The organism is Bacillus sp. SIMBA_008 (assembly GCF_046535495.1).
GTDB classification, from domain to species: Bacteria; Bacillota; Bacilli; order Bacillales; family Bacillaceae; genus Bacillus; species Bacillus subtilis.
The window spans coordinates 1-320 of record NZ_JAWRWL010000200.1 but is presented as its reverse complement, the minus strand read 5'-3'; the positions used below and the strand labels follow the sequence as shown (position 1 = coordinate 320).

Annotated in this window: 1 protein-coding gene; it reads right to left on the bottom strand. The window is 72.8% G+C overall.

Features of this window, described 5'->3' with window-relative positions; all coding sequences use genetic code 11:
• Positions 1 to 320 (bottom strand): hypothetical protein (locus SB658_RS22820; RefSeq protein ID WP_410602523.1); only part of this gene is annotated, 320 nt, incomplete at both ends.

Here is a 320-nt window from a genome sequence, read left to right as displayed (position 1 = left end):
GGGTACCCGAAGAACGGCGCCGCCGCGGCGACCACGACGATCCACCCGCCGAGGATCAGCATCGGCACCGCTCGCCAGACGGCGGCCCCCACGACGAACATGAGCCCGGCGAAAAGCACGAGCGCCGTGGGGAAGAAGATGCGCGCGAGCGCGGCGTCCATGCCGTTCGCGAGCAGGCCGAGCCCGAGGACGACGATCGCGACGGTGCCGACGCTCCAGGTGCAGCCGTAGACGATCGCCGGGAACGCCGTCGCCGCGTCACGGCGCATGCCGCGTCCCGAACGAGCGCCCAGCACCGCCGAGAGGACGATCGCGCCGAC